We start from the raw sequence: 22,487 nt of genomic DNA on the forward strand, positions 1-22,487 counted from the left end.
AGAACCTGATTTACGACGCAAAAGTCCCCCTCTCCCCGCCTGCGGGGAGAGGGTAAGGGTGAGGGGCGTTTTGAAGAGCCAGGGGAAAGCGGCTCCCCAAACGACGAAGGCGGGCATCGCTGCCCGCCTCCCTCAATCCGTCATGTGCGCCGGCCTCAGGCCTGCGGCTGCGGCTCCAGCCCGTCGTCGTTGGCGGGGCGGCGGCCCTTGCCGGCCGAGGGCACGGCGGAGTGCCGAGGCTGGTTCTTGTCCGGCTCGGCGTCGCGCACCGGCGGCTTGCCCGCCAGCAGATCGCGGATCTCGTCACCCGTCAGCGTCTCGTATTCGAGCAGCGCCTCGGCCACCTGGATGAAGGCGTCGTGGTTCTCGGTGAGGATGCGCTTGGCCTCCTCATAGCCCTCCTGCACCAGCCGCTTCACTTCCTTGTCGATCTTCTGCGCCGTCGATTCGGAGATGTTCTGCTGCCGGCCCATCGACATGCCGAGGAAGACCTCTTCCTGGTTGTCGCCATAGGCGACCATGCCGAGCTCCTCGGAGAAGCCCATACGGGTGACCATGGCGCGCGCCATCTTGGTCGCCTGGTCGATGTCGCCGACGGCGCCGGAGGTGACGTTCTCCTTGCCGAAGGTGATCTCCTCGGCGACGCGGCCGCCCATCGCCACCGCCAGGTGCGAGGTGTATTCCTTGTACTTCATCGAGTAGCGGTCGCCCTCGGGCAGGAACTTCACCATACCGAGCGCGCGGCCGCGCGGGATGATCGTCGCCTTGTGCACCGGCAGGCCGGCCTTCACGTTGAGGCCGACGACCGCGTGTCCCGCCTCGTGATAGGCGGTGAGCTTCTTCTCTTCTTCCGACATGGCCATCGAGCGGCGCTCGGCGCCCATCATCACCTTGTCCTTGGCGTCTTCCAGGTCGGACATGGTGACCATGCGCTTGCCGCGGCGGGCGGCAAGCAGCGCGCCCTCGTTGACGAGGTTCATCAGGTCGGCGCCGGAGAAGCCGGGCGTGCCGCGGGCGATGATCTTGAGGTCGACGTCGGGCGCCAGCGGCACCTTGCGGGCATGGACCTTGAGGATCTTCTCGCGGCCGTTCACGTCCGGGTTCGGCACCACGATCTGTCGGTCGAAGCGGCCGGGGCGCAGCAGCGCCGGATCGAGCACGTCCGGACGGTTGGTCGCGGCGATGATGATGATGCCCTCGTTGGGCTCGAAGCCGTCCATCTCGACGAGGAGCTGGTTCAGCGTCTGCTCGCGCTCGTCGTTGCCGCCGCCGAGGCCGGCGCCGCGATGGCGACCGACCGCGTCGATCTCGTCGATGAAGATGATGCAGGGCGCGTTCTTCTTGGCCTGCTCGAACATGTCGCGGACGCGGGATGCGCCGACGCCGACGAACATCTCGACGAAGTCCGAGCCCGAAATGGTGAAGAAGGGCACGTTGGCCTCGCCCGCCACCGCCTTGGCGGTGAGGGTCTTACCCGTGCCGGGCGGGCCGACGAGCAGCACGCCGCGCGGGATGCGACCGCCGAGCCGCTGGAACTTCTGCGGGTCGCGCAGGAATTCGACGATCTCCTGCAGGTCCTGCTTGGCCTCGTCGATGCCCGCCACGTCCTCGAAGGTGACGCGGCCATGGGCCTCGGTGAGGAGCTTCGCCTTGGACTTGCCGAAGCCCATGGCCTTGCCGCCGGCGCCCTGGATCTGGCGCGACATGAAAATCCACAGGCCGATCAGCAGGAGGACCGGGAACCACTGGGCCAGCAGCGCCACGAACCACGGAACCTGCTCGCCGGGAGCGCGGGCCTGGACCTGCACGCCCTTGTCGACCAGGCGCTGGGTCAGGCCCGGGAACGGCGGGGCGTAGGTCTGGAAGGTGCGCCCGTCGGTGTAGTGGCCGGTCAGCTCCGGCCCCTGGATGGTCACGTCGCGAACGCGGCCGGCATCGGCCTCGGAGAGGAACTGCGAGAAGGGAAGGTCGGACGAACCGGCGCGCTGCTGCGGGCTCTGGAACAGCGTGAAGAGCGCCAGGAGCAACAGGACGATGATCACCCACAGGGCCAGATTGCGGAAATTGGAGTTCATCGCTTGTCCATCCCTAGGGTGTCGCCGCCGCGAGGCGCCGAAATGGCGCGCAAGCCATGTTCATGCTCATGCGTCGTGCGGCATAACCCTTACCCGTCCCAATGTAGGAGCGCGCGGGGGTCTTGCCAAGGAGCAGAAGCGCCGCCGTGGTGAGGCGTTGTGCCTCGTGGCCTTTTGCGGTCAACCGATCCTCAGTCCGACCTACGAGCCGGCTGGCGCGGCGGCTCCCGCGCCACGATGACGCGCCCCGCCGCGGTGACCGTCACCAGCGCGCCCTGCAGCGTCTGCCGCAACGGCCCGCCCTCGGCGATCGCCATCAACACCGCGCCGGCGAGCGCCTCCAGCGCCTCCAGCCGCTCCCGCGCGCCGTCGGGGGCAACCTCCCGCAGCACCGCCGCGAGGAGCTGCTGCACGTCGATGAAGGGCCTGTCGAGCCAGCCGGTCGCGTCGAACACCACCGTGCCGGGCACCACGCTCTGCTGGCGCGAGGCGGTGTCGAGATCGGCGGCGTGCCGGGCGAGCGCATCCTCGATCATCCTGATGCGCCCGGCGAGGATGGCCAGTCGCTCGGCGTCGAGCCCCTCATCCGCGAGCGCCGGCAGCATCTGCCGCAGCCGGACGCGTGTGAAGCCGGGGTCGCGGTTCGACGGGTCGTCGACGGGCACGAGGCCGGCCGCCCCCGCCGTGGCGGCGAGGCGCGCCTTCGGCACCCACAGGAAGGGCCGGAGAATGTCCATGCCCTCGCGCCGGCTGGCAGTCGCCATGCCCTTGAGGCCGAGCGGGCCGGACCCGCGCGCCAGCCGCATGAGCACGGTTTCGGCCTGGTCCTCGAGATGATGGGCGACGACGATCGCGCCGGCGCCGACCGCACGGGCATGGTCGGCGAGGAGGCGGTAGCGTGCCTCGCGGGCCGCCTCCTGCAATCCACTGGCGGGTTTCCCGCCCTCCCAGCGCAGGATCTGCGCGGTGAGGCCGAGCCCGGCTGCGGCCGCGACGACGCCGGCGCATTCGGCCGCCGCCGCGGGCCTCAGTCCGTGGTCGACGCAGGCGACGGAGAGGGCCGGCACGGCGCCGCCCATGTCGCGCCAGCGGGCGAAGGCCGCCATCATCCCACAGGAATCGGGCCCGCCGGAGACGGCGAGGACCAGGTGGTCATGGGATGGCAGGGAGGAGAGAAGGTCGCGGATGTCGTCGTCGGCGAGGGGCGCTGCCGCCTCGGCCTCAGCAGCTGGCACGGCGCTGCTCGCTCACCACGGCGGTCTTCGTCGAGGCGTTGGCGTTCGGATACTTGCGGTTGAACTCGGCATAGGCGGCGCAGGCCGCCTCGCGCTCGCCCAGCGCATTGAGCGACTGGCCGAGGCGCAGCAGGCTGGAAGGGGCCCGCGCCGTGCGCGGATAGTCCGTCGAGACCTTCAGGAACTGCTCGGCCGCCTCGCGGTACTGGCGGCGCTGGAACATGCTCTCGCCGAGCTGGTGGGTAGCGTCCCCCACCAGCCGGTCGCGCGGGTGGTTCTGCAGGAAACCGCGCAGGGCGATCTCCGCCTGCTCGTAGTCGCGCCGCTGGAGGAGGGCGAGCGCGGCATTGTACTCGTCGCGCGGCGAGGCGGCGATGACGGGCTGCGTGCCGGTGCTCCCCGTCGAGGGCACCGCGCCGGGGATGGCCGAGCGCGGTTCCGGCGGCTCAAGGCTCGGGTCGGCGGCCGCGCGGCCGGCGAGTTGGCCGAGGTCGAGCGGCGCATTGCCGCCACCGCCGCCGCCCTGGGCTGTGCGCGGCGGCGCCGCATTGGCGCCCGGGGGCAGCGCGCCGAGATCGCGCGGTGCACCCGGCGCGGACTGCTGCTCGGAGGGGTCGAAGACGTCGCCGCGCCGCTGCGGCTGCTGTTGCTGCTGCGAAGGGCGCGGCTGCTGGGCAGGACGGGCTCCGCCGCGGGCGTTCTCCAGCTCATTGAGGCGGAACTCGATGTCCGCCTGCATGCGCCGCTGCTGGTCCTCCATCTGGCGGACGCGGAACTGCGACTGTTCGAGCTGGCCGTTGAGGGAGCGGATCTGCGCCTCGAGGCGCTGGATCCTGTCCATCAGGTCGGCGGCGCTCTGCGCGCGCACCGGCATCGCGGCCAGCACCAGCACCACGGCCACAGCCCCCGCGCCTCCCGTCAGGCGGAACCAGGCTTTCGCCACCCGTCCGATCATCATCGCAGTCCCTCAGCCCTTCGCCTCGTGGCAATTCATGCGCGCAATTGGGCGAGATTTCGGCCCATTTCAAGCAAAAACGGCGCCCGGGTGCCCCGTGCGCCGTTTCCGCATGCGGTATCGCCGCAGATCAGGAGCCGGCGCCGCCGGACAGCACCGTCACCGAGCGGCGGTTCTGCGACCAGCAGGAGATGTCGTTGCAGACCGCCACCGGCCGCTCCTTGCCGTAGGAGATGGTGCGGATGCGGGCCGAGGAGATGCCGCGGGCCGAGAGATAGTCGCGCACCGTCTGGGCACGGCGGGCGCCCAGCGCGATGTTGTACTCGCGGGTGCCGCGCTCGTCGGCATGGCCCTCGATGGTGAAGGAATAGCGGCTGTACTGGTTCAGCCAGACAGACTGCTTGTCGAGGGTCGACCGGGCCTGGGGCGTCAGCTCGGACGAGTCGGTCTCGAAGAAGACGCGGTCGCCGACGTTGACGATGAAGTCCTGGGCGCTGCCCGGGGTCGCCGCACCGGCGCCGCCGGCACCGGCCTGGTTGGTGGGGTTCTGGGCGCAGGCGCCGAGCGCGAGGCCGAACGCCATGATGGCTGCAAACTTCAGATTGCGGCCGAGAGCCATGGTCAGCATGATGGTCTCCTTGACCTGAAACATGGGCGAAGCTCTATCAGGAATTCGGTTAAGCGAACCTTCCGGGATCGGACGTCCCCGGCGTGGCCTCGGTCACCAATCCTGTCTCACCGCCCGACGCCCGGTCGGTTATGATCCTGAATCGACGTTGTTTTTTGCGATTGGTCGGGCGGTGAGGCGTTAAATCCTCGCCGCCCGGCCAATCGCCCGGATGGTCAACCGTCCGTTAACGGACGGCGTCCCTCCGGCACCTGCCGCCGAATTGGCGACGGCACGCCTCCCGCATCACGGTGCAGCGTGACGAGACTGTGGCAGGCGGGTGGCGCTGGCGAGAAGCCTTCCCGGTAACGGCATGCGGCCGGCGGCTGTGGCCCGGATGCAACAACTCCAGGCTCACCGCCCCCAGCGCGTCGACCAGATCGCCGCCATGGTGGCGAGCCCGTAGACCACCATGGCGAAGCCGACGAGGGCGAACATGGTCCAGGCCGGCTGGCCGGTGGAGGCGAGCCACCAGCCGCCGACGGCGATGACGAGGAGCCGCGCCGTGCCGGCGAGAACCGGTCCGAAGACGCGCCCGGCGCCCTGCGCCGCGAAATAGAGGCAGAGCCCGAGCCCGTAGAAGCCGAAAGCGGGGCCGGCCCATACGAGATAGGATCGCGCCGCCTCGATCACGGCCGGATCGGCCGAGAACAGCCGCGCCCAGGCCTCCGGCATCAGCCAGCCCGCAACCCCCACCGCCCCGGTGACCACGAAGGCCATGAAGCCGCCGGTCCAGGCGGCCCGTCGGGCGCGCGGCGCATTGCCCGCGCCGATCGCCATGCCCACCATCGGCACCAGCGAGACGCCGATGGCGAAGGTGACCGGGATGAGCAGGAATTCCAGCCGCGAGCCGATGCCGTAGCCGGCGAGCGCCGCCTCGCCGAACTGGGCCACCAGCCGGGTGAGGATCAGCACCGTGAGGACCGACTGGAACGACGACAGCATGGCCACCGTTCCGACCTTGAGGATGTCGGCTGCATGGTCGAGGCGCAGGGCGACACCCGACAGCGGCAGCACGAACCGGCCCCGGCCCGAGCGCAGGTAGCGCATCAGCCAGAGCGCGCCGAGCCCGTAGGCGACCACCTGCCCGAGCCCGACCCCGGCCATGCCGAGGCGCGGAAGCGGGCCGATCCCGAGGCCGAACCCGCCACCGACGACGATCTGGATGGCGGCGACCGCCAGAAGGGTGGCGGACGGCACGGCCATGTTGCCCATGCCGCGCACCACGGACGCCAGCAGGTTGCACAGCCAGATGGCGAGAGCGCCGACGAAGACCACGTTGGAATAGACGAGCGCCTGGTCGAGTGCCGCGCCGCGGCCACCGAGCAGACGGTAGAGCGCCGGACCGATTCCGAGGAACAGCACGGTCATGCCGAGGCCGCCGGCCAACGCGATGAGCACCGTGTGGAAGGCCAGCGAGCGGGCGCGCTCGATGTCCCCTGCCCCCAGCGCCCGGCTGACGGCGGAGGAGACGCCGCCGCCCATGGCGCCGGCCGACATCATCTGCTGCAGCATCACCATGGGAAAGACGAGGGCCATGCCGGCCAGCGCCGCCGTGCCGAGGAGCCCGACATAGGCCGTCTCGGCGATGGCCACCGCGGCGGTGGCCACCATCGCCATCATGTTGGGGGTCGAGAGCCTCAGGATCGTCGCGACGATGGGCCCGGTGATGATCGGATTGCCGGCGGGTGCGGATGTCACGGTCATGGCGCCGGGTTCCGGGGGATGAGCAAGGGGAAGAGGCGGTGCGTCACAGCGAGAGCCGGGAGAGCGCCCCATCGAGTTGGGTGACGAGGGCGGCGCTCGCCTCCTCGCCGAGGGCGAGGCGCACCTCGTCCTGCGCCGCCGCCCAGCCGGGGCGGGCCTGCCGCAGGGCGCCGAGACCGGCCTCGGTCAGGGCGAGCCGCCGCGTCCGCCGGTCCGCCGCGTCGGGCGCGAGAGCGACGAGGCCGCGCTGCTGCAAGGGCCTGATGGTGCGGGTGAGCGTGGTCGGATCCATCACCATCCGCGCCGCCAGCTCGCCGATCGAGGGCGCATCCCCGGTGCGGACCTGCGCGAGCACGCCGAACTGGCCGATGGTCAGGCGATAGGGCTCCAGGTGGCGGTCGTAGATCTGCGACACCCGCCGCGCAGTCCGCCGGATGCGGGCGCAGATGCAGGGCAGGTCCGGCTGAGACACGGGGCGATTCATGCCGGCAGATTATCTGCATATGCAGGCAAGTCCAGCGGCCGGCAGCCTCGCCCCTTGCATGGCTGTTGCCCGCGCGCATAGGCTGAGGAGCACCGTCCGGAGGGCCCGCGCATGAGGCTTTTCTCCCGCATCGCCGCCGGCTGCGCGGCCTTGATCTGGGCCGGACAGGGGTTCGCCGCCGATCCACGGACCTGCCCGGTCTCCCCGGACGTGGTCGCCGCCGCCGACCTGCTCCTGGTCGACCCGCGCAACGAGCGCCGCTTCTGGCGCGATCGCTTCGGCGCCGACGCCGCCTATCTGCTGATCCGCTACGGCGAACTGCCCGAGGCAGCCGCGGCCTCTCTGGTGAACGGGCTCGCGGCGCGGCCGAAGCCTCCCCAGCGCATCGAGGAGCTCCGCCTCGCCATGCTGCCGACGGCCGAGCGCAAGGCCGCCTATCTCGCCGCGCGCACCTCGCCCCTGCCCGGCCCGGGCACTCTCTCGGTCCTGCGCGCCTTCGTCCTCGACGGCGAGGCGGACTGGCTCTTCGCGGACATCGCCCGCGCCGCGGCGGCGGGAGCGCCGGCCCAGGCGGTGGGGGCGCTGCAGGTCACCCTCGCCCGCGCCCTGGCCGATCTCGACCGCGACACCAACCTCCGGGTCGCGGAGCGGGCGGAAGCGCATGGCCTCTGGACCCTCGCCCGCGACCTCGCCGCCTATCGCGGCGATATGGAGGCCTGGCTCGCCGTCGTCAGGCGGTCGCCGCAGCCCCCGGCCGACGCCCGGTCTCTCGCTGCGCTGTTCGCGCCCGTCTGGCGGGGCAGCCTGATGCCCGGTCTCGCGCGCCCCGCTCGCGATGCCCTGCCCGCCGACCTCCGCGCCGCCGTCGATCTCCTCGACGCCGGCCGACCGGCCGGAGCCGAGGGTTTCGACACGGTTCTCGACCTCCTCGGCGTCACGCCGGCCGCGACCATCCTCGCCACGGCCATGAACCAGACCGGCGAGCCTCGCCTCGGCAGCGAGGTGGCCGCTCCGCTGCTGAAGGGCATCCGCGACCGGCAGATCGATCCGGCCGCCGATGGCGACGCGATCAGGGCGCTGATCCTGGCGGGAACGGTGAGGGTGCTGGGCGCCGAGCGCGCACGCACCCTGCTCGCCTCCTTCCCCGGACCCGGCGACACCTGGCCGGCGGGCAACGCCCTCGTGACCCTGGAGAGATCCCTCACCCGCCGCAGCCTCGCCGCCTATGTGCGCGGGGAAGCCCCGGCGCCGCCGCGCCCGCCGCTGCTCTCGGTCGATTTCGACTGGTCGGGCTGGCTGAACGCGGCGCAGTCCATCCGCCGAGGCGAGCCGGCGCCGGACAGCTATCGCATCGTCGAGGCGGAGGTTCTCTTCGCCGCCGGGCGCCATGCCGCGGCCCTGGGCCTTCTGCGGGCGCTGGGACCCACCGACGAGGTGCGCCAGCAGGCCCACACCATGCTCGTCGCGCTCGACCAGCGCTGTGGCGGTACCCTCTGGCCGCAGGCGCCGGTGTCCGAGCCGCTCTACCGCTTTCCGCCGCGGCGGAGCTGAGCCTCAGCGCAGCGTCGGGCTCCAGGCCGGGTCGGAGGCGAAGCTCGGCGTCGGGACGATGTTCTCGGCGCGGGCGAAGATGTCGGCCTGGAACAGCTTGGGACCCGCCCCCTGCTCGCGGAAGAACATGACGAAGAGGCCGTTCGGCGAGAAGGTCGGTCCCTCGTTGTGAAAGCCCGAGGTGATGATGCGCTCGCCCGAGCCATCCGGCTTGATGACGCCGATGGCGAACTGGCCGCCGCCTTGGCGGGTGAAGGCGATGTAGTCGCCGCGCGGCGACCAGACCGGGGTGGAATAGCGCCCCTGGCCGAAGGAGATGCGGTTGGCGCCGCCGCCCCCGGCGCTCATCACGTAGAGCTGCTGGCCGCCGCCGCGATCGCTCTCGAAGACGATCTGGCTGCCGTCCGGCGAATAGGAGGGCGAGGTGTCGATCGCCGAACCGTCGGTCAGGCGCACCGCCGCGCGGGAGCGCAGGTCGAGGGAGTAGAGCGAGGAGCCGGAGCCCTGCTGCAGCGACAGCGCGATGCGCTGCCCGTCCGGCGAGAAGCGCGGCGAGAAGGTCATGCCGGGGAAGTTGCCGACCTGCTCGCGCTGACCGGTCTCGATGTTGAGGAGATAGACCCGCGGCTCACCGCCGGCATAGGCCATGTAGGTGATGTCCTGGCTCGACGGCGAGAACCGCGGCGTCAGCACGAGGTCGCCGCCGCGGGTCAGGTAGCGCACGTTGGCGCCGTCCTGGTCCATGATGGCGAGGCGCTTCTGGCGTCGGTCCTTGGGACCGGTTTCGTCGACGAAGACGATGCGGGTGTCGAAATGGCCCTTCTCGCCGGTGACGCGCTCGAAGATCTGGTCGGAGACGAGATGGGCGATGCGCCGCCAGTTCTGCTCCTGGGTGGCGAACTGCTGGCCGTGGAGCTGGCCGCCCTGGGCAACGTCCCACAGGCGGAACTCGACGCGCGAACGGCCGTCGGCACCGCGGCCGGCGCGGCCCGTGACGATCGCCGCCGCCCCGAGCTGGCGGAACTGGGCGAAGTTCGGCGGCTGGTCGGGATCGAGCGTCGCATTGCCGTAGGCCTGCTTCTCGATGATGCGGAAGAAGCCGGAGCGACGGAGATTGTTCTCGATGACGCCGGAGATGTTGCGGCCCATGTCGCCCTCGCCGCCGAGATTCGGCACGACGATGGGGAAGGGCTGCACCTGGCCACGACGAATGTCGATGACGGGCGGGGCGCCCTGCGCCAGCGACCAGGGGGAGAACAGGCTCGTGCCGGCGATGGCGGTGCCGGCGGAGAGGATGGTGCGGCGGTTCAGAAGCAGGGTCATGATCAGGTCTCTTGAGGCCTTCAGATGGCGCTGGCATGGCGGTTCGTCGAGAACCTCACGACAAGCCGGCGCAACACGTCCGTCAGCGCATCATTTCCTTGGGGTCGAAGTTGAGGACGACTTCGCGCCACGTGTCGTAGCGCTCGCGCGGCAGCCGCACCCCGCCCTCGGCCGAGCAGCGCATGACGGCGCGCACGGCGGAATTGGCCAGAACCTGGAAGTTGGAATCGCTGCGGGGGTTCTGCACCTCGGGACGGGCGGTCACGGTACCGTCGGGATTGAAGGAGACGCGCAGCCGCACCGCCGGGCTGTTGCCCTCGCGCGCCGCGATCGGAATTTCCCAGCACCGCTCGGCCCAGGCGCGGATGGCGTCGATCTCGCGACCGGTGATGCGGGCGGCCGAGCCCGTCGTGGTGCCCAAATTGTTGTTCCGGCCGACTGTGGCGCCCGTCGCCTCGGTGCGCGTGGCGGCCCGCCGGTCGTTCTCCTGCGAGCGGCTGGTGGCCAGCCGGGCGGCGATGGAATTGGGGTCGAACTGCCGGGAATTGGCCTGTTCCAGCCGCTGCCGCTCCGCCCGTTCGCGGGCCTCGCGCTGCTGGCGTTCACGGGCCTCTCGCGCGACGCGTTCACGCTCCTGCCGCTCGCGCGCCTCCCGCTGCTGGCGTTCCTGGCGTTCGCGGGCCTCGCGCTGTTCCTGCTCGCGGCGCGCCTGTTCCTGACGCTGCTGTTCCTGGCGCTGCTGCTCGCGGCGGGCTTGTTCCTGGCGCTGCTGTTCCTGGCGGCGCTGCTCCTCCTCGCGCTTCTGGCGGGCCTGGAGTTCGGCCTCCTTGGCGGCGAGGTCCTCCTGCTGCTGCTCGGCGGCCGCGGCCGGCGGCGTCGGCCGCGGCTGGGGCTGCGGCGGCACCGGCATCGAGGGCTGGACGGCGGCGAGCTGGGCGGGGCGCGCGGCCGGCGGCGGCGGGGCCGCGGCCTCCTCCGGCTTCGGCTCGGGCACCGGGGGGCGCGGCGGCGGGGGCGGCGGCACGTCGGTGTTCTGCACCCGCTCGCGGGCGACGGGAAGCGTCGCCGGGTCCTGCGTCTGGCGCTCTTCCGGCGCCTGGCGGTCGACGACGCGCTGCGGCGTCGGCGTCTGCTCGCCGCGGCGGTCGCCGCGGGTCGACTGCGCCGGCTCGTCGGAGACGATCTCCACCGGCACGCTCTCGCCCTCGTCGACCTTCGAGGGCGACGTCAGGAAGCCGACGAGGCCCGCGACCACGAGGAGCACGTGCCCCGCGACCGAAACCCCGTAACCGACCTTCTGCGGGTGGAGCGCCAAAGCCTGTCCCTGCCCTGCCCTCAGCGCGTCGCGCGCTCGGTGGCGACCAGCGCCACCTTGGTGAAGCCGCCGCCCTTCAGCTGCGACAGGACGTCCATGATGGCCTGGTAGTTCGCCGCAGCGTCACCGCGCACGAAGATGCGCTCCTCCGCGCCGTTCTGGGCGCGGGTTCGGACGCGCTCGACGAGCGCCGCGGACTCGACCTTGTCGTCGCCGACGAAGATCTCGCCGTTCTGCCGCACCGAGACGGTGATCGGCGGCTTGTCCTGCTGGATGGCGCGGGCCGAGGCCTGCGGCAGGTCGATCGGCACCGACACCGTCATCAGCGGCGCGGCGATCATGAAAATGACGAGGAGCACGAGCATCACGTCCACGAAGGGCGTGATGTTGATCTCGTTCATGACGTGGGAGCGGCGCCGGCGGCGACCGCCGCCCCGTCCGCCACCGCCACCGCCACCTGCGAGTTGGGCACCCATGTGGCTGGCTCCTTACGCCGCGCGCTGGTCGTAGCCGCCGGCCTGCTGGTCGATCTGGCGCGACAGGATGGCGGAGAACTCGTCGGCGAAGCCCTCGAGGCGGCTGGCGATCTTGTTCACCTCGCCGGCGAGCTTGTTGTAGGCAATGGTCGCGGGAATGGCGGCGACGAGGCCGATGGCGGTGGCGAACAGCGCCTCCGCGATGCCCGGCGCGACGACGGCGAGCGAGGTGTTCTTCGACACCGCGATGGCCTGGAAGGCGGTCATGATGCCCCAGACGGTGCCGAACAGGCCGATGAAGGGGCCGGCCGACGCGACGGTGGCGAGCACCATCAGCCGGGCCTCGAGCCGCTCGACCTCACGCTGGATGGTGACGTTCATCACCCGGTCGAGGCGCTGCTGCAGGCCGGCGAAGGAGCGCGAGGCCGTCTCGTGGCTGCGCTTCCACTCGCGCATGGCGGCGACGAAGAGCGCGGCCATGGCCGTGGTGGGACGCTGTGCCAGAGAGCGGTAGAGCTCCTCAAGGCTCTGGCCGGACCAGAAGACCTGCTCGAAGCGGTCCATCTGCGTCTTGGTCCGGCGATACATGATGATTTTCTCGACGATGATCGCCCACACCCAGATGGAGGCGGCGACGAGCCCGAGCATCACGCCCTTGACCACCCAGTGGGCGGCCCAGAACAGGCCCCAGAGGGAAACATCGTGGGAGGCGACCGCGGCTGCGTCGGCGGGGGTCATGGCAAAATCCTTTTCGCGACAGGCGGCTCTGAGGTCGCGCGAACGTTCCGGCCCTGGTCGAAAACACGGGAGGACCGCGGCAACTGCACCAATTGACGCTCAATCGTCCCTGGAAGGGGCGAAATGGCCCCTGAATGTGTCTTGACCGTGGCGCGGAACGTGCTTCCGCGTGGTCACCTACCAAGCCATTGATAAGGTTAAGGACGGGTTATCTTCGGCACTGCATCATGAATGATGCGTCAGCGCATCGGGACAAGGCCGGACTGCCGGCGGGTGGACCCTGTCGCGCCGGCGAGAACCGGCGTCGCTGGCCATATCCCGCTCGTTGGCCGCTAACAAGCTCACTGGCGAAGATGTGACCTGCTGGTGCGGCCCGGCGCGCGGAGCCGAGACCGCTGTCAGGCAGCCCCCGTCTCCCGCGGCGTCATCGCCTGCCGCAGCCCGTCGGGGATGCGCACCGGTTTTCCGCCGGCGAGGAAGGCGACGCGCACGCTCGCCTCCACCAGCACCTCCCCGCCGCGCTTGACGCGCTGCGCAAGGTTCAGCGTCGCGCCCTTCACCACCTCGGTGCGCGTCTCCACCGTCAGCACGTCGTCGATGCGCGCGGGCTTCAGGAACTCGATGCCCATGGAGCGCACGACGAAGAAGAAGCCGCCACCGGCTTCCTCCTTGGCCGTTTCGAACAGGTCGCCTTGCGCCACGCCAAGGAGCCGCAGGAAATCCGTGCGACCGCGTTCCATGAAGCGCAGGTAGCTGGCGTGGTAGACGACGCCGGAAAAGTCGGTGTCCTCGTAATAGACGCGGACGGGGAGGATATGCGTCTCGCCGTCGATGCGGCCGGCCAGGTGGTGGCCATCGGTCATGCGGTAATCCCTTACGCTCGCCGAGTATCGGATCGTGCGAACCCGCTTAACGCGGCGATGGGACGAAAGCGAGGCACCGTTCCAGAAGGGTTCGCCCTGCGGAAACCGGGTGTCGACTTCGCTCCGGCCGCGTGCTCTAAGCCGCCGGCCTGCGCAACCGCGCATGGGCCATCGCATGAGACATCCCCACATGAAACCGATCCTGACGGCCGCCTTCCTGGCGCTGCTGACGACCTCCGCCATGGCGCAGGGCGCCGACACCTGCGCCGGCTACCTGAAGTCGCTCGCAGAGATGGAAGCGGCGATGAAGGCGGCCGGAACGGCGATGCCGCCGACCGACCCGAACGACGCCAAGATCATCGCCTATTGCCGCGCCAATCCGCGCGCCTCGCTCGCCGACGCCATGACCAAGGCGCTGCAGTAACCCGAGACGATGATCGCCGGTCCCCACGGGGGGCCGGCGGCTCACTCTTCCTCGTCGCCCTTGAAGAGCATGAACTGCGCCCCGTCGCGCTGCGGCTCGGCGAGGCCGAGGTGGCGGAAGGCGCCCGAGGTCAGGAGCCGCCCGCGCGGCGTCCGCTGCAGGAAGCCCTGCTGGATCAGGAAGGGCTCGATGATCTCCTCGATGGCGTCGCGCGGCTCCGACAGCGCCGCCGCCATGGTCTCGATCCCCACGGGACCGCCGCCATAGTTCAGCGCGATGGCTTTCAGATAGCGGCGGTCCATGGCGTCGAGCCCGGCATCGTCGACCTCCAGCCGCGTCAGCGCCTCGTCGGCGATGGTCCGGGTGATCGTGTCGGAATCCCGGTAGATGGCGAAGTCTCGCACCCGCCGGAGCAGGCGGCCGGCGATGCGCGGCGTGCCGCGCGCGCGCCGCGCGATCTCGTTCGCCCCGTCCGCCGTCATGCCGACGCCCAGTACCCGCGCGCCGCGGGTGACGATCAGCTCCAGTTCCTCCACCGTATAGAAGGCGAGGCGGATGGGGATGCCGAACCGGTCGCGCAGCGGCGTCGTGAGGAGGCCCGCCCGCGTCGTCGCGCCGACCAGGGTGAACTTGGCGAGGTCGATCTTCACAGAGCGCGCCGCGGGCCCCTCGCCGATGATCAGGTCGAGCTGGAAATCCTCCATGGCCGGGTAGAGGATTTCCTCGACCGCCGGATTGAGCCTGTGAATTTCGTCGATGAAGAGCACGTCGCGCTCTTCGAGGTTCGTCAGCTGCGCCGCCAGATCTCCCGCCTTGGCGATGACCGGGCCGGAGGTGGCGCGGAAGCCGACGCCGAGCTCCTTTGACAGGATCTGCGCCAGGGTCGTCTTGCCGAGGCCGGGCGGGCCGACGAAGAGCACGTGGTCGAGCGCCTCCCCGCGAGAGCGGGCCGCTGAGATGAAGACCTCGAGGTTGGAGCGCGCCTGCGCCTGGCCGATGAACTCGGCGAGCCGCTGCGGCCTGAGATGCGTGTCGGCATCGTCGTCGCGGCGTTCGGCGGAGAGGATGCGGTCGGTCTCGCTCAAGACGACAGTTCCTTCAGACCCATCCGGATCAGCGTCTGCGTGTTCGCTTCCTCGCCCGCCTTCTTCGCCGCCGCCGCGATGGCGGCCGCCGCCTGGGGCTGGCCGTAGCCGAGATTGGTCAGCGCCGAGATGGCGTCGGCGACCGGGCCTGCCACACGCTTCTCGTCGACGTCGCCGGCGAGCTTGGCGAGAGCCGGATCGATGTCGGTGAAGCCCGGCGCCTTGTCCTTGAGCTCGGTGATGATGCGCTCGGCGACCTTCGGCCCGACGCCGTTGGCCCGGCCGATGGCCGCCTTGTCGCGCAGGGCAATGGCGCTGGCGAGGTCGGAGGCCTTCAGCGCCGAAAGCACCGACAGCGCCACCTTGGCGCCCACCCCCTGCACCGCCAGCAGCAGCCGGAACCACTCCCGCTCGAGGTCGTTGGCGAAGCCGTAGAGGCGGATCATGTCCTCGCGCACCATGGTCTCGATGGAGAGCACGGCCGCCTCGCCCGCCGCCGGCAGCGACTGCAGGGTGCGCGACGAACAGTGGACCACGTAGCCGACGCCGTGGACGTCGACGATGACCCAGTCCGGTCCGTAGCTGTCGATGGTGCCCTTGAGCTTGCCGATCATGTGAGGTCCGCCGGTTTGAGCCTGCGCTTATAGCGGATTCGCCGGCGGCGCGGTCCCCCCGTCGCCGGCCCCGGGGCCTCACGTCGTCCGCCGGCGCCCTCGTCCTGAATCACCACGTGAAGAACTTGAATCGGAATATGGAGACCGGAATCGGGACGGCAGGTTCTGCCGTCAAGAGCCTGGCATTAAACGACTTTTGGCGCTCGACCTGAATCGGAACGGGAAGGACGTCGGGGCGCGTTCCGCGGCTCCCCTTGCCCCCGCCGGCCCTTTTGGCGAGACAGGGTCATGGCCCAGCCGATTCCCACATTCGCCCTCGAGCGGCGCGCCCTTAAGCAGGGATTCGCCCCCGTCGCAGGGGTGGACGAGGCCGGCCGCGGCCCGCTCGCGGGGCCCGTCGTCGCCGCCGCAGTAATCCTCGACCCGAGCGCCATCCCCAAGGGCCTTGCCGATTCCAAGGTTCTCGACGCCACCCGCCGCGAAGAGCTCTACGCGGCGATCACCCGCTCCGCCCTCGCCTGCGCCATCGCCTCGTCGGGACCGCTGCGCATCGACGCCACGGACATCCGCAAGGCGACGCTCCACGCCATGAGTCGGGCCGTCGCCGGCCTCTCCCTGCCGGCGCGCCACGTTCTCGTGGACGGCCGCGACGTGCCGCCCCTCCCCCTCGGCGTCTCGGGCGAAGCCATCGTCGACGGCGACGCGCTGGTGCTCTCCATCGCCGCCGCCTCGATCCTCGCTAAGGTCCATCGCGACCGCCTGATGGTCCATGTCGACGCCGCCCACCCCGGCTACGGCTTCGCCGTCCACAAGGGCTACGGGACGAAGGCGCACCGAGAGGCCATCGCGGCGCACGGCCCCTGCCTCCATCACCGCATGACCTTCGGCACGCTGAAGGCCACTGCCGAGTGAGGCAGCCGCACTGTCGCGGGCTTACAGCTCCAGCGTCTTCCGGATCGTCAGCATGTCGCGCCAGGCGAGCCGCTTGGCGATGGGGCTGCGCAACAGATAGGCCGGATGCAGCGTCGCGATGGCCCGGATCGTTCGCCCGCCGGCCTCGTAACCCGTCATCCGCCCGCGCATCTTCATGATGCCCTTGAGGCCGAGCAGCGTCTCGGTGGAGGGCGCGCCGACGCAGACCAGCAGCTCCGGCGCCTTCAGCTCGATCTGCCGGCGCACGAAGGGCTCGCAGATGGCGATCTCCTGCGGCGTCGGGGTGCGGTTGCCGGGCGGGCGCCAGGGGATGATGTTGGCGATATAGGCGTTGGTCTGCCGGTCGAGGCCGACGGAGGCCAGCATCCTGTCGAGGAGCTGTCCGGACTTGCCGACGAAGGGCCGTCCCTCCATGTCCTCCTCGCGGCCCGGCGCCTCGCCCACGAACATGACGCGGGCGTCGCGCGCACCGTCCTCGAAGACGGTGCGCGAGGCGGTCGCCTTCAGAGCGCAGCCCTCGAAAGCCTCGACGATGGCGCGGAGCTCGTCAAGGCTCTTCGCCGAGCGCGCCGCCTCCCGCGCCGCGGCCACCGCCGAATCGGGCGCCGGCGGCGCTCCTGCGGCGCTCACCGGCTGCGGCCGCGCCAGGGCCGGCGCGCGCGCGGCCTCCTGACGTGCGGCGAGAGCCTCGCGTCGGCGCGCTGCCTCCGCATCCGCCTCGGCGAAGCGGTCGACGGGATCCTCGCCGACGGCCACGTCCACCCCCGCGTCGCGGTAGAAGACGAGCAGCGCCTCGATTTCGTCCGGGGTGAGCGACAGGGTCATGGGCCCATCATAAGCGAAAGGCCGGAGCGCTGCGACCCGCTCCGGCCTTGCGTCTCCACCCGCTGCGACCGCCGGGGAGACGAAACGAGATGGTGGGAGGTCAGCGCCGCGGATTGGCCACGAGCTGCGGGCCGGCGGCGCCGCCGTTCAGCGAAACCCACTGGTTCGGGTCGGTCGGCGACTGACGCTTGATGAAGCGGTAGCCGGTCTCGTGCCAGAGCTTCACCTCGTTGGTGAAGTTGTCGAGGATGTAGTCGCCGCGGTCGGTGACGACGGTCAGGATGGCATGGCCGTCACCCTTGAGGTCGCGGACGACGGTGATCAGCATGGCCTCGCGCGGCACGCCGAGGGCGATCAGCCGGCGCTTCTTCTCCAGCACCAGATCCTCGCAGTCGCCCTTTCCTCCGACCGGATAGGTCCAGTATTCCTCGACGCCGAAATGATCCATGTCGGTCACCTGCTCGATCTCCCGGTTGACCTGGAGATTGACGCGGGCGAGTTGCGCGAAGGCGGCGGAGGTGAGGGTGACGGTGCGGGCGACCGGCGAGCGCTCGGCGCAGTCCGCCGGATTCTCGCCGCAGAACTGGACCCAGCCGATCGGCGCCGAGGTGACCGCGCCCGCCGTCAGCGACGCGAGCCGGCGTGCGCCCTGCTGGGCGAGAGCACCGTCGGCGAGGCCGGCGATGCCGAGAGCTGCGAACAAAAACCAGGACGCAAAGCGAAACATGGGTGAGAACCCCTGAACCAACGATGACTGCCCTGCGACCCGGGTCCATTAATCTCCTGTTAATCATTGCGGCTCAAGTGCGATGTTAAGACATCCTTAAGAGATCTTTCCAATTGGTTAACGGGTGATGCGCCGGCGCAACGCCGCAGGGCGCAACCCTCCCCCGGTCGATGCGTTGTCATCGGCGGTAAGCCGTGCTTTAGAAATCGACAAAAGTCGCATGGGGCTGCCGGCCCCCGTGAATCACGAGGGATCTCAATGGCCGAACCGATGGACCTGCCCGAGCGCGAGGGCATGGACTACGACGTCGTCATCGTCGGCGCCGGCCCGGCCGGCCTTTCCGCGGCCATCCGCCTGAAGCAGCTCGACGAGAACCTGACCGTCGTGGTGGTGGAAAAAGGCTCCGAGGTCGGCGCCCATATCCTCTCGGGCGCGGTGATCGACCCCACGGGCCTCGACGCCCTGCTGCCCGACTGGCGCGAGGATCCCGACCGCCCGCTCAAGCAGCAGGTCACCGACGACCGCTTCTATTTCCTCGGGCCCGCGGGCGGCCTGCGCCTGCCCAACTTCGGCATGCCGAAGCTGATGAACAACCACGGCAACTTCATCGGCTCACTCGGCAACGTGACGAAGTGGCTGGCGGCGCGCGCCGAGGCGCTCGGCGTCGAGATCTATCCGGGCTTCGCCGCGGCGGAAGTTCTGTTCGACGAGAAGGGCGCCGTGACCGGCATCGCCACCGGCGACATGGGCATCGCCCGCGACGGCGAGGTCACCGACCGCTTCACCCGCGGCATGGAGCTACGCGGCAAATACACGCTCTTCGCCGAAGGCGCCCGCGGCCATCTCACCAAACAGCTCATCAAGCGCTTCAAGCTTGATGAGGGCCGCGAGCCCGGCAAATACGGCATCGGCCTGAAGGAGATCTGGCAGGTCAAGCCGGAGAACCACAAGCCCGGCCTCGTGCAGCACTCCTTCGGCTGGCCGCTGGACATGAAGACCGGCGGCGGCTCCTTCCTCTACCACGCCGAGGACAACCTGGTTTACGTCGGCTTCGTCGTTCACCTGAACTATGAGAACCCGACCCTCTCGCCCTTCGACGAGTTCCAGCGTTTCAAGCATCACCCCATGGTCCGCCCCGTGCTGGAGGGCGGCAAGCGCCTCTCCTACGGCGCCCGCGCCATCACCGAGGGCGGCTGGCAGTCGGTCCCGAAACTCGCCTTCCCCGGCGGCGCCCTGATCGGCTGCGCGGCGGGCCTCGTCAACGTGCCCCGCATCAAGGGCTCCCACAACGCGGTCCACTCCGGCATGCTCGCGGCCGAGCACCTGGTCCAGGCGCTGACCGCCGGCCGCGCCCATGACGAGCTCGCCTCCTACGAGGCGAGCTGGCGCTCCAGCGCGGTGGGCAAGGACCTCTGGACGGTCCGCAACGTCAAGCCGCTCTGGTCCAAGTTCGGCACCATCGGCGGCGTCATCCTCGGCGGCATCGACATGTGGATCAATTCGATCCTCGGCGTCTCGCCCTTCGGCACGCTGAAGCACGGCAAGGCGGACTTCGAGACCCTGAAGCCCATCGATCAGGTGAAGCCGATCGTCTATCCCAAGCCCGACGGCGTCATCTCCTTCGACAAGCTGTCGAGCGTCTTCATCTCGAACACCAATCACGAGGAGGACCAGCCGGTCCACCTGCAGTTGAAGGACCCCTCTGTCCCGATCCGCGAGAACCTGCCGAAATATGGCGAGCCGGCCCGGCTCTACTGTCCGGCCGGCGTCTACGAGGTCGTCTATGCCGACCCCGCCGCGAGAACCGACCCGAAGTTCGTCATCAACGCGCAGAACTGCGTCCACTGCAAAACCTGCGACATCAAGGACCCCGCCCAGAACATCAACTGGGTGACGCCCGAGGGCGGCGGCGGGCCGAACTATCCGGGGATGTGAGACGAGGGCGCCTGCGGGCGCCCTTTTCGTCTGCGGCGGCCGCCCTGCACACCTGAAGTGCCGAGCGCAGGCTCAAGAACCGGCCCGGGGCCCGGGATCGCGCGCGCTCACCGCGGCGGCGGGAACTTCTCGAAGGCCGGCACGCCCTCGGGGATGAGGTGGAACGGTTGCGCCTCGGACGTGTAGAACACCACGTCAGGCCCGCCATAGACGGAGGGATCGTCCAGCCCGCCGACCTTGAGGATCACCGCGTTCTTGCGCCGCGGGGACAGTGTGGCGAGGTGGGTCCCGCAGGTCGCGCAGAACTCGCGCGTCACCGGGTTCTCGAGATCGGGGCGGCTGTAGCGCGCCGGCTCGCCCTGCACATAGCGAAAGCCCTCGACCGGCACCGCCATGAAATAGTTCTCGGCCCCGCCGGAGATTGTCTGGCACTCGCGGCAATGGCACTCGCCGCGAAACATCGGCTCGCCCGCCACCTCGTAGCGCAGCGCGCCGCAATAGCATCCGCCCGTCAGCATGGTCGTCTCCCGGCCCGCCGCGTCTGCCGGCGGCGCGGCGGAAGGCTAGAGCGGCACCGCCGATCTGGCGAGGCCGGCCGTTGGGCAGACCCTCAGCCCCTGACGCGGTGAAGCGTCATGCGGTGGCCGTTGCCGCAGCGCGACGAGATGCGGTCGCGGCTCTCCAGCGTCACCGAGCACCAGGTCTCGGAGGTGCGGCTGCCGTCGGCGCAGCGGCCGCGGAAGTTCAGCCGCGAGGTGAAGCCGGTGAGCCGGCCGCGCCCCTCCGTGCCGCAGCGGCCGGCCGCCTGGGTGGTGAAGAGCTCGCGGGCGACGATGGAGGCGCCGCTGACGCGGATTTCGACGCCGGCGCGGCCGCCCGGCTGCGAGGCCCAGAAGCCGGCGAAGTCGGCGCCGCGCAGGCGCTGCCCCTGCCCCGGGGCGGGAGCCTGGGCCGCCGCGAGGGCCGGCATCGCCAGAAGGGCGGTCAGGGCGAGAAGGAGCGCGCGCATGATCATGGGTCCAGTGTGCCGCATCTTGCGGCGAATCCGTGGCGCCACCCTAGCGCCGAAGCGCGCCCGCCGCGACGGCCTGCCCAACGGCCGGTCGAGGGAACCTCCAGCCGTCATGACGGTTGCACCCGGATGGCCCATGCTGCGCCGTCGACCCTCAGGAGTTCCCCATGAATCGTTCCGCAAGCGCCGTCTGGCACGGCACCGGCCGCGACGGCAAAGGCACGCTCACCACCCAGTCGGGCGTGCTCGACGGCACCTCCTATTCCTTCACCACCCGTTTCGAGGACGAGAAGGGCACCAATCCGGAAGAGCTCATCGCGGCCGCCCACGCCGGCTGCTTCACCATGGCGCTGGCTTTTGCGCTGCAGTCGAAGGGCCTGACCCCCACCGAGCTGAAGACCGAGGCGGTGGTCTCCCTGGAGAAGGACGGCGCCGGCTTCAAGGTGTCGAAATCGGCCCTCACGCTCTCGGCCCATGTTCCCGGCATTTCGGCCGAGGATTTTGCCGAGGTGGCGAAGGGCGCCAAGGAGGGCTGCCCGATCTCGAAGCTGCTCAATGCCGAGATCACCCTCGACGCCTCGCTCGTCTGACCTCGATCCCGCGCCCAAAGATTGCGCCCCGGTTACCGTGCCGGGGCGCTTTTTCGTCAAAGACCGCGCCCGCGTTAAGCCCGCCCTCATACCTCCCGTGTCACGATCGAGGCTCTGTTCCGCTCCCACAGCGAGGGCTCATGGCCGACGACGTGGCAATGAACTTCCGCAAGCAGCGCGGCCGCGCCGGCGACCGCGAGGCCGATCCGTCCTCCGGCGGCGTGTCCATGCTGGCGCTGATCGTCTGCGCCGCCGGCCTCGGCTTCGGCGGCTTCGCTCTCGCCACCGGCTCCCTCACCCTGCCGGGCGTGCCGCGCATGGCCGCCCTCTGGCAGGCCCCCGGCCCGGCGGGCCCGGCCGCGACCGAAGACGGCGGCCCGCGCATCATGTCGCTCGTCCCCGGCGTCCGGGAATCCGTCACCGCCACCACCGGCATGCAGCTCGTCGGCACCTCCGCCGTGGCCATGACCTACACGCCCGTCGGCCCCGTGGTTTTGCGCAAGCCCGGCGGCTATGTGGAGATCGACGGGCCGCGCCTCCTGCCCCCGCCCCTCGGTCCGCGCCGCACCGGCAACGGCGTGCTCGACCACGCCGCCCATCTTGCCAACGACCTGCGTGCCCTCGCCTACACGCCTTGCGACAGCCATTTGCGCCATCTGGCGGCGGCCAACATCACACTCTTCGTCGCCGGCTTCATGCCGCCGCGCACGCCGGTCGACCCGCGCGCCGCGGCCGACACCGCCTTCTGGCGCCGACCGGAGGCGAGCGTGGTGCGCCGCGCCGTCGTGCCGCTGGCCGAAAAGGGCGCCCTCGCCCCGGCCGATTTCGGCCTCGACGCCTCCCCCCAGGCGCGCGGCCTCTTCGAGGGCGTGACCCTCGGCCGGGTCACCTGCGGTTAACCAGAAGTGCACTGCCGCTATTTCGCCGGAATCACTGTGTGACATAGTGCAACG

The 22,487-nt window shown here is 70.3% G+C and carries 23 protein-coding genes; 6 read left to right on the forward strand and 17 right to left on the reverse strand.

The window, feature by feature from the left end:
- Positions 1–155 precede the first annotated feature (155 nt).
- The 6 genes from ftsH to C6569_RS11240 all read right to left on the reverse strand — a co-directional run bounded on the left by ftsH (position 156) and on the right by C6569_RS11240 (position 7,111).
- On the reverse strand, positions 156–2,075 hold the full coding sequence (ftsH, locus tag C6569_RS11215; RefSeq protein ID WP_106748928.1) for an ATP-dependent zinc metalloprotease FtsH: 1,920 nt from the start codon (positions 2,073–2,075) through the stop codon (positions 156–158).
- A gap of 191 nt (positions 2,076–2,266) precedes the next feature.
- On the reverse strand, positions 2,267–3,310 hold the full coding sequence (tilS, locus tag C6569_RS11220; protein ID WP_106748929.1) for a tRNA lysidine(34) synthetase TilS: 1,044 nt from the start codon (positions 3,308–3,310) through the stop codon (positions 2,267–2,269).
- A complete protein-coding gene (ybgF, locus tag C6569_RS11225; RefSeq protein ID WP_106748930.1) occupies positions 3,297–4,268 on the reverse strand; it encodes a tol-pal system protein YbgF in 972 nt (323 codons plus the stop codon). Before ybgF ends, tilS begins: the two co-directional genes overlap by 14 nt.
- A 127-nt stretch (positions 4,269–4,395) precedes the next feature.
- Entirely contained in the window at positions 4,396–4,893 is a 498-nt protein-coding gene (pal, locus tag C6569_RS11230) for a peptidoglycan-associated lipoprotein Pal (RefSeq protein WP_106751004.1), read from the reverse strand.
- Between the two features lie 393 nt (positions 4,894–5,286).
- Positions 5,287–6,639, reverse strand: a complete 1,353-nt coding sequence (locus tag C6569_RS11235; protein ID WP_106748931.1) for an MATE family efflux transporter — start codon at positions 6,637–6,639, stop codon at positions 5,287–5,289.
- Positions 6,640–6,682: 43 nt separating this feature from the next.
- Positions 6,683–7,111, reverse strand: coding sequence for a MarR family winged helix-turn-helix transcriptional regulator (locus C6569_RS11240; RefSeq protein WP_181313721.1), 429 nt, complete (start codon positions 7,109–7,111; stop codon positions 6,683–6,685).
- Positions 7,112–7,234: 123 nt separating this feature from the next.
- Between C6569_RS11240 and C6569_RS11245 the strand changes: the two genes are divergently transcribed.
- Entirely contained in the window at positions 7,235–8,674 is a 1,440-nt protein-coding gene (locus tag C6569_RS11245; protein ID WP_106748933.1) for a hypothetical protein, read from the forward strand.
- A 3-nt stretch (positions 8,675–8,677) separates the two neighbouring features.
- Here C6569_RS11245 and tolB read toward each other — a convergent pair whose 3' ends face one another.
- The 5 genes from tolB to ybgC all read right to left on the reverse strand — a co-directional run bounded on the left by tolB (position 8,678) and on the right by ybgC (position 13,389).
- Entirely contained in the window at positions 8,678–9,997 is a 1,320-nt protein-coding gene (tolB, locus tag C6569_RS11250; RefSeq protein WP_106748934.1) for a Tol-Pal system beta propeller repeat protein TolB, read from the reverse strand.
- An 82-nt stretch (positions 9,998–10,079) separates the two neighbouring features.
- On the reverse strand, positions 10,080–11,312 hold the full coding sequence (gene tolA / locus C6569_RS11255) for a cell envelope integrity protein TolA (protein WP_181313722.1): 1,233 nt from the start codon (positions 11,310–11,312) through the stop codon (positions 10,080–10,082).
- Positions 11,313–11,332: 20 nt separating this feature from the next.
- A complete protein-coding gene (gene tolR, locus C6569_RS11260; RefSeq protein WP_106748936.1) occupies positions 11,333–11,788 on the reverse strand; it encodes a protein TolR in 456 nt (151 codons plus the stop codon).
- A gap of 12 nt (positions 11,789–11,800) precedes the next feature.
- A complete protein-coding gene (tolQ, locus tag C6569_RS11265; RefSeq protein WP_106748937.1) occupies positions 11,801–12,526 on the reverse strand; it encodes a protein TolQ in 726 nt (241 codons plus the stop codon).
- A gap of 398 nt (positions 12,527–12,924) precedes the next feature.
- Positions 12,925–13,389 (reverse strand): tol-pal system-associated acyl-CoA thioesterase, encoded by a 465-nt coding sequence (ybgC, locus tag C6569_RS11270; RefSeq protein WP_106748938.1) that lies wholly within the window; start codon positions 13,387–13,389, stop codon positions 12,925–12,927.
- Between the two features lie 190 nt (positions 13,390–13,579).
- On the opposite strand from ybgC, the gene C6569_RS11275 reads away from it, so the two are divergent.
- Positions 13,580–13,813: a hypothetical protein gene (locus tag C6569_RS11275; RefSeq protein WP_106748939.1), complete on the forward strand. Its 234-nt coding sequence runs from the start codon at positions 13,580–13,582 to the stop codon at positions 13,811–13,813.
- Between the two features lie 41 nt (positions 13,814–13,854).
- On the opposite strand, the gene ruvB is transcribed toward C6569_RS11275, so the two are convergent.
- Both ruvB and ruvA read right to left on the reverse strand, forming a co-directional pair.
- The gene (gene ruvB / locus C6569_RS11280) at positions 13,855–14,898 is read right to left on the reverse strand and encodes a Holliday junction branch migration DNA helicase RuvB (protein WP_106748940.1); all 1,044 of its coding nucleotides are present in this window, start codon (positions 14,896–14,898) and stop codon (positions 13,855–13,857) included.
- The gene (ruvA, locus tag C6569_RS11285; RefSeq protein ID WP_106748941.1) at positions 14,895–15,512 is read right to left on the reverse strand and encodes a Holliday junction branch migration protein RuvA; all 618 of its coding nucleotides are present in this window, start codon (positions 15,510–15,512) and stop codon (positions 14,895–14,897) included. The genes ruvB and ruvA overlap by 4 nt, the downstream gene beginning before the upstream one ends.
- A 288-nt stretch (positions 15,513–15,800) precedes the next feature.
- Here ruvA and C6569_RS11290 point away from each other — a divergent pair, with 288 nt between their 5' ends.
- Positions 15,801–16,424, forward strand: a complete 624-nt coding sequence (locus C6569_RS11290) for a ribonuclease HII (protein ID WP_106748942.1) — start codon at positions 15,801–15,803, stop codon at positions 16,422–16,424.
- A gap of 21 nt (positions 16,425–16,445) precedes the next feature.
- Here the strand turns inward: C6569_RS11290 and C6569_RS11295 are convergent, their stop codons facing one another.
- Both C6569_RS11295 and C6569_RS11300 read right to left on the reverse strand, forming a co-directional pair.
- The gene (locus tag C6569_RS11295) at positions 16,446–17,270 is read right to left on the reverse strand and encodes a uracil-DNA glycosylase (RefSeq protein ID WP_106748943.1); all 825 of its coding nucleotides are present in this window, start codon (positions 17,268–17,270) and stop codon (positions 16,446–16,448) included.
- A 100-nt stretch (positions 17,271–17,370) separates the two neighbouring features.
- A complete protein-coding gene (locus C6569_RS11300) occupies positions 17,371–17,997 on the reverse strand; it encodes a transglutaminase-like cysteine peptidase (protein WP_106748944.1) in 627 nt (208 codons plus the stop codon).
- 258 nt (positions 17,998–18,255) lie between these two features.
- On the opposite strand from C6569_RS11300, the gene C6569_RS11305 reads away from it, so the two are divergent.
- Positions 18,256–19,932 carry an electron transfer flavoprotein-ubiquinone oxidoreductase gene (locus tag C6569_RS11305; RefSeq protein WP_245898076.1) on the forward strand — a complete coding sequence of 559 codons (1,677 nt, stop codon included), beginning with the start codon at positions 18,256–18,258 and terminating at the stop codon, positions 19,930–19,932.
- A 107-nt stretch (positions 19,933–20,039) separates the two neighbouring features.
- Here C6569_RS11305 and C6569_RS11310 read toward each other — a convergent pair whose 3' ends face one another.
- Complete coding sequence (locus C6569_RS11310) at positions 20,040–20,450, reverse strand: GFA family protein (protein WP_106748945.1); 411 nt, start codon at positions 20,448–20,450, stop codon at positions 20,040–20,042.
- 92 nt (positions 20,451–20,542) lie between these two features.
- Entirely contained in the window at positions 20,543–20,941 is a 399-nt protein-coding gene (locus C6569_RS11315) for a hypothetical protein (protein WP_146144784.1), read from the reverse strand.
- 170 nt (positions 20,942–21,111) lie between these two features.
- Here C6569_RS11315 and C6569_RS11320 point away from each other — a divergent pair, with 170 nt between their 5' ends.
- Positions 21,112–21,534, forward strand: a complete 423-nt coding sequence (locus C6569_RS11320; protein WP_106748947.1) for an OsmC family protein — start codon at positions 21,112–21,114, stop codon at positions 21,532–21,534.
- 140 nt (positions 21,535–21,674) lie between these two features.
- Positions 21,675–22,433: a hypothetical protein gene (locus C6569_RS11325; RefSeq protein ID WP_106748948.1), complete on the forward strand. Its 759-nt coding sequence runs from the start codon at positions 21,675–21,677 to the stop codon at positions 22,431–22,433.
- Positions 22,434–22,487: the final 54 nt, after the last annotated feature.

The sequence above is a fragment of the Phreatobacter cathodiphilus genome, from assembly GCF_003008515.1.
Classification (GTDB): Bacteria; Pseudomonadota; Alphaproteobacteria; order Rhizobiales; family Phreatobacteraceae; genus Phreatobacter; species Phreatobacter cathodiphilus.